Source organism: Streptomyces spongiae (genome assembly GCF_009377185.1).
GTDB classification, from domain to species: Bacteria; Actinomycetota; Actinomycetes; order Streptomycetales; family Streptomycetaceae; genus Streptomyces; species Streptomyces spongiae.
In genome coordinates, this window is record NZ_VJZC01000645.1 from 1 (window position 1) to 5,423 (window position 5,423).

General features: G+C 70.6%; 5 protein-coding genes. All 5 read right to left on the reverse strand.

Features of this window, described 5'->3' with window-relative positions; translation table 11 throughout:
* Window positions 1-32 precede the first annotated feature (32 nt).
* The 5 genes from FNH08_RS43650 to FNH08_RS43670 all read right to left on the reverse strand — a co-directional run bounded on the left by FNH08_RS43650 (window position 33) and on the right by FNH08_RS43670 (window position 5,410).
* Window positions 33-752 carry a DUF3159 domain-containing protein gene (locus FNH08_RS43650; protein WP_322726410.1) on the reverse strand — a complete coding sequence of 240 codons (720 nt, stop codon included), beginning with the start codon at window positions 750-752 and terminating at the stop codon, window positions 33-35.
* 3 nt (window positions 753-755) lie between these two features.
* Window positions 756-1,157, reverse strand: coding sequence for an OB-fold nucleic acid binding domain-containing protein (locus tag FNH08_RS43655; protein ID WP_152777055.1), 402 nt, complete (start codon window positions 1,155-1,157; stop codon window positions 756-758).
* Between the two features lie 84 nt (window positions 1,158-1,241).
* Window positions 1,242-1,955 carry a response regulator gene (locus FNH08_RS43660; RefSeq protein WP_152777056.1) on the reverse strand — a complete coding sequence of 238 codons (714 nt, stop codon included), beginning with the start codon at window positions 1,953-1,955 and terminating at the stop codon, window positions 1,242-1,244.
* Complete coding sequence (locus tag FNH08_RS43665) at window positions 1,952-4,495, reverse strand: sensor histidine kinase (RefSeq protein ID WP_152777057.1); 2,544 nt, start codon at window positions 4,493-4,495, stop codon at window positions 1,952-1,954. The genes FNH08_RS43660 and FNH08_RS43665 overlap by 4 nt, the downstream gene beginning before the upstream one ends.
* A gap of 228 nt (window positions 4,496-4,723) precedes the next feature.
* Window positions 4,724-5,410, reverse strand: coding sequence for an ABC transporter ATP-binding protein (locus FNH08_RS43670; RefSeq protein ID WP_152777058.1), 687 nt, complete (start codon window positions 5,408-5,410; stop codon window positions 4,724-4,726).
* Window positions 5,411-5,423 lie beyond the last annotated feature (13 nt).

The window sequence follows — 5,423 nt, forward strand, 5'->3', positions numbered from 1 at the left end:
CCCCCAGGGACGGCGACACCCACCCAGGGCACCTACTCACCCCGCGAGGCCCCCGCCTTCCGCTCCTCCGCCGCGCGCTCCTCCGCCTCCATCTCGGCGAAGACGTCGATCGGCGCGGGCGCCTTCGCCAGGAAGACCCACGTCAGCCACACCGCCAGCAGGAACGGCGGGATCTTCAACGCGACCAGCACCCAGCCCAGCTGGGTCGTGTCCGCCCACCAGTACAGCGGGAACAGAATCGCGCACTTGGCGAGGAGGATCAGTCCCCAGGCGTAACTCGCCTTCGCGTACGCCTTCTTGCGGCCGGGGTTACGCGTGCGCCAGGAGAGGTTCTCCTTGAAGACCGGGCCGAGGATCAGACCGAGCAGCGGCACACCCGCGAGCGTCGTGATGATGTACGCGAGGGCCAGGCCCAGCGTGTAGAGCATGCCCGGCAGGTAGAAGTCCTTGGCGTTGCCGGTCATCATCGCGAAGACCACGCCGAAGGCGACACCGAAGACACCGCTGAAGGCGTGCTTCATGGTGTCCTTCATCACCAGACGGACCACAACGAGCAGCAGCGAGACCCCGAGGGCCGCGATGGCCGCCGAGTGCAGGTCCTTGTTGATCGTGTAGATCGTGACGAAGAGAAGGCCGGGCACGACCGTCTCGACCATGCCCCGGACGCCACCGAACGCCTCGAACAGCGCGGCCTCCGTCACCGCCCTCGAATCGTGCTGGGCGTCTTCGGGCGGCTTGTCGAGCGACGTCACCGGCTACTCCCGTCCAAGCGGTCTCAGTTCGTACTTCGGATTGAACAGCACCCTGCGGCCCCGGCTCATCGAGATCCGGCCGGATGCGATCAACTTGCGCCCCGGCTCTATCCCGACGATGGAGCGCCTGCCGAGCCACACCACGTCCAGGGCGGCCGAACCGTCGAACAGCTCGGCCTCCAGGGCCGGGACTCCGGCCCGCGGGCGCAGCGTGACCGTGCGCAAGGTACCAGTAACCGTCACTATCTGTCGGTCGTGACAGTCACAGATGCGCGTACAGCCCTCCGTGTCGGCGGCGTCCTCGCGCAGCTCCTCGGACTCCAGGTCCTCCTGGGACGAGGAAAGCCGGTCGAGCATGCGCCGGAAACGGCCCACCGGCTTCTCGGAACGAGGGACAGCACTCATAACGGAAAGCCTACCGGGGGCCACCGACACGGGATGAGCCCGTACGCCCACGTGTTCGCTTTCCCGTGGTGGTTCCCGTGCGCCCTACTTCTCGAACCGGTACCCCATCCCCGGCTCCGTAATGAAGTGCTTTGGATGCGACGGGTCCGCCTCCAGTTTCCGCCTGAGCTGGGCCATGTAGACCCGGAGGTAGTTCGACTCCGTGCCGTACGACGGTCCCCACACCTCCTGGAGGAGCTGTTTCTGGCTGACCAGGCGGCCGGTGTTGCGGACGAGGACCTCCAGCAGATGCCATTCCGTGGGGGTGAGGCGTACGTCCCTGCCGCTCCTGTTGACCTTCTTCGCGGCCAGGTCGACGGTGAACTCGTCGGTCTCCACCACCACGTCGTCCCCGCCACCCCCGGTGGGTTCGTTCCGGCGGACGGCGGCGCGGAGGCGGGCGAGGAGCTCGTCCATGCCGAAGGGCTTGGTGACGTAGTCGTCGGCGCCCGCGTCGAGCGCCTCGACCTTCTCGTCGGAGGAGTGGCGGGCGGACAGGACCAGGATCGGCACGCGGGTCCAGCCGCGCAGTCCCTTGATCACCTCGACGCCGTCCATGTCGGGCAGGCCGAGGTCCAGGACGACGACGTCGGGGTGGCGGGCCGCGGCGAGCCGGAGCGCGGTGGCGCCGTCGTGGGCCGCGTCGACCTCGTATCTGCGTGCCCTCAGGTTGATCACGAGGGCGCGTACTATCTGCGGCTCGTCGTCGACCACGAGCACCCTCGTGGAGGTCTGGGGAGTCCCCTCGGCCGGGCTCATGAGGCCTGCCTTTCCGGTTCTGCGAGTCGTACGGGGGCGGGGAACGCGTCCACGGCCCGGAGGTTGAGCACCATGGTGAGTCCGCCGCCGGGGGTGTCCTCGGCGGTCAGCGAGCCGTCCATCGCCTCGGTGAAACCACGCGCCACGGCGAGGCCCAGGCCCACGCCCGCGCCGCGCGGGGCGTCTCCGTAGCGCTGGAAGGGCTCGAAGATGCGGTCCTTGGTGTCGTCGGGGACGCCCGGCCCGCGGTCGACCACGCGGAGCTCCACGCGGTCCGCGAGCACGCTCGCGGCGACCAGGACGCGTTCACCGGGCGGGCTGTACTTGACGGCGTTCTCGACGAGGTTGGCGACCGCGCGCTCCAGCAGTCCCGCGTCCACGGCGACCATGGGCAGGGTCTCGGGGACCTCCAGCTCGACGCTGCCCTCGGGCACCCCGCCGAGCGCCATCGGCACCACCTCGTCGAGGTCGATCTCCCGGATCAACGGCGTGACGGTGCCGGTCTGGAGGCGGGACATGTCGAGGAGGTTGCCCACGAGGTGGTCGAGCCGGTCGGCGCCCTCCTCGATCGCGGCCAGGAGCTCGGCCTGGTCCTCCTCGGACCACTCCACGTCGTCGGAGCGCAGGGAGGACACGGCGGCCTTGATGGCGGCGAGCGGGGTCCGCAGGTCGTGGCTGACGGCGGCGAGCAGCGCGGTGCGGATGCGGTTGCCCTCGGCCAGCGTGCGGGCCTGCTCGGCCTCGTGCCGGAGCCGCTGACGGTCCAGGACGACGGCGGCCTGCGCGGCGAACGCGGCGAGCACCCGGCGGTCGGAAGCGGGCAGGACGCGCCCGGACAGCGCAAGCGACATGTGGTCGCCCACCGGCATGTCCACGTCCGCGTCCTCCGGGCGCGCGACCAGCCGTCCACCGCCCACGCCGCCCGCGCAGGCCCACGGCGCGACGTCGCTCTCGCGCTCCAGCAGGGCCACCGAGTCCATGCCGAAGGTCTCCCGGACCCGTTCCAGGAGCGCTTCCAGGCTGGTCTCGCCGCGCAGCACGCTGCCCGCGAGGAAGGAGAGGATCTCGGACTCGGCGCGCAGTCTGGCCGCCTGCTGGGTGCGGCGGGCCGCCAGGTCGACGACGGAGGCGACCGACACGGCGACGCCGACGAAGATCGCGAGGGCGACGATGTGCTTGGGGTCGGCGATGGTCAACCGGTGCAGCGGCGGCGTGTAGTAGTAGTTCAGCAGCAGTGAGCCGAACGCCGCCGAGGCGAGGGCCGGGTACAGGCCGCCCAGCAGCGCGGCCGCCACGGTCAGCGCCAGGAACAGCAGCATGTCGTTGGCGAGGCCGAGGTCGACGGTGTTGAGCAGCAGCGCGAGGAGCACGGGGCCGAGTACGCCGACCAGCCAGCCGGCCAGGATCCTGGACCGGCCCAGGCGCGCCCCTCGCGAGACGGGAAGCCCTCGGCCCTTGCCCGCCTCGTCGTGGGTGATCAGGTGGACGTCCAGGTCGGGCCCGGAGTCCCGGGCGACCGTCGCGCCGACGCCCGGCCCGAAGACGTACTGCCAGCTCTTGCGCCGCGACACCCCGAGCACTATCTGGGTGGCGTTGAACCCGCGCGCGAAGTCCAGCAGCGCCGCCGGGACGTCGTCGCCGACCACGTGGTGGAAGGTGCCGCCGAGGTCCTCCACCAGGGTGCGCTGCACCGCAAGCTCCTTCGGTGACGCGGACGTCAGGCCGTCGCTGCGGGAGATGTAGACGGCCATCACCTCGCCGCCGGCCCCCTTCTCCGCCAGTCGCGCCGCCCGGCGGATCAGCGTCCGCCCCTCCGGCCCGCCCGTCAGGCCCACCACGATCCGCTCGCGCGAACCCCAGATCGCCGACACCTGGTGCTCGCTGCGGTACTCGGTCAGGTACTCGTCGACCCGGTCGGCCACCCACAGCAGGGCCAGCTCCCGCAGAGCCGTGAGGTTGCCGGGGCGGAAGTAGTTCGACAGGGCCGCGTCGACCCGGTCGGGCTTGTAGATGTTGCCGTGCGCCATCCGGCGGCGCAGCGCCTGCGGCGACATGTCGACCAGCTCGATCTGGTCGGCCCGCCGCACCACCTCGTCGGGGAGGGTCTCCTGCTGCCGTACGCCCGTGATCGACTCGACGACGTCACCGAGGGATTCCAGATGCTGGATGTTGACGGTCGACACCACGTCGATGCCGGCCGCGAGCAGTTCCTCGACGTCCTGCCAGCGCTTGTCGTTGCGGGAGCCGGGGACGTTCGTGTGCGCGAGCTCGTCCACCAGGGCGACCGCGGGGGCACGCCGGAGGACGGCGTCGACGTCCATCTCGGTGAAGACGGCGTCCCGGTGGGTCAGCTCCCGGCGGGGCACCTGTTCCAGGCCGTGCAGCATCACCTCGGTGCGCGTCCGGTCGTGGTGTTCCACGAAGGCGACCACACAGTCGGTACCGCGCTCCACGCGTCGGTGCGCCTCGGAGAGCATGGCGTAGGTCTTGCCGACGCCCGGTGCCGCACCGAGGTAGATCCGGAGCTTGCCGCGTCCCATGGCCTCATTGTCTTCCCGTCACTGCTGTGCACGCAGCGTCGACCTTACGGCCAACAATTACGACAAAGAGGGTGCTCGGCGGGCCGTGAACGGTCTTTGACGCAACTCTGACACGGCAATGACCGGGAAGTACGGCCGCCGGAGGGTCTCGCGGAGGCCGGAGGGACTCGCGGTGGCCGGAGGGACTCGCGGTGGCCGGAGGGACTCGCGGAGGCCGTGACCGATCGCTCAGTGCTCCACGATCTCCCCGTCCCGCAGTTCCAGAACCCGGTCGGCGAGGTCGAGGAGCGTCGCGTCGTGCGTGGCGACCAGCGCGGTGACCTGCTCGCTGCGGACGACGGCACGCAACAGCTCCATGACGGCGTGGCCGGTCTCGGCGTCGAGCTGACCGGTCGGTTCGTCGGCGATGAGGAGCGACGGGTTGTTTGCGAGCGCGCGGGCGATGGCCACGCGCTGCTGCTGGCCGCCCGACAGCTCACCGGGCCGCTGCTCGGCGTGGTCGGCCAGACCCACGAGGGAGAGCAGCAGTTCGACGCGTTCCTCTCGCTCGCCGGGCTCGGTCCGGCGCAGCCGCAGGGGCACGCCCACGTTCTCGGCGGCCGTGAGGATGGGGATCAACCCGAAGGACTGGAACACGAACCCGACGCGGTCGCGGCGCAGCTCCAGCAGCCCGTTCTCGCCCAGCCCGGACAGGTCGAGCCCGTCGACGGTGATCCGCCCCTCGTCCGGCTCGTCGAGCCCGCCGACGAGGTTCAGCAGGGTGGTCTTCCCCGAGCCGGAACGGCCCTTGAGGGCGACGAGTTCACCGCGCGGCACATCGAAGGAGACGCCACGCAACGCGTGCACGGCGGCCGCGCCGCTGCCGTACGAGCGGTGCACGTTCTCGACGCGCACCATCGTGTCCCCCCGCACCATTGTGTCCCCCACC